Origin of the sequence: Amycolatopsis kentuckyensis (assembly GCF_002155975.1) — a bacterium.
In the GTDB taxonomy this organism is placed as follows: Bacteria; Actinomycetota; Actinomycetes; order Mycobacteriales; family Pseudonocardiaceae; genus Amycolatopsis; species Amycolatopsis kentuckyensis.
This window is the reverse complement of the sequence record NZ_MUMI01000745.1, coordinates 1-578: the sequence shown is the minus strand read 5'-3', so window position 1 is coordinate 578 and position 578 is coordinate 1. Positions and strand designations below refer to the sequence as shown.

Annotated in this window: 1 pseudogene; it reads left to right on the top strand. The window is 67.8% G+C overall.

Annotated features, from left to right (window positions below):
* Nucleotides 1-578: pseudogene (locus CCN39_RS47055) on the top strand (chitinase); the annotation flags it as partial.

Genomic DNA, 578 nt, shown 5'->3' with positions numbered 1-578 from the left:
GCACCGCGGCCGGCACCGGCTGGTTCGGCACGCAGCTGATCGACCAGGCGAAGTCGATCGGCTTCACGCCGAACAACTTCTCGATCATGCCGTTCGACGGCGGCTTCAACGGCGGTTCGTCGCAGGTGTCGGCGCTGGAGGCCCTGCACGGCCTGCTGATGTCACACCTGGGCTGGGACAGCGCGACCGCGTACGCGCACGAAGGTTTCTCCGGCATGAACGGCAAGTCGGACGCGGCCGAGATGTTCTACACCTCGGACTTCCAGACGGTGTACGACTACGCGACCAGTCACGGCCTCGGCCGTTTCACGTTCTGGTCGGTCAACCGCGACCGCGCCTGCGTCGGCACCACGGACAACGGCGTCTGCAGCAACGTCCCGCAGAACGACTGGGACTTCACGAAGTTCAGCGTCCGCTTCGCCGGCGCGACGCCCCCGCAGACGACCCCGCCGGTGACGACGACCCCGACCACCCCGGGCGGCGGCTCGTGCACCGCGGCGGAGTGGGACCGGGCGAAGGTCTACGTCAAGGACAACGTCGTCTCGCACAACAGCCACCAGTGGACGGCGAAGTGGTGG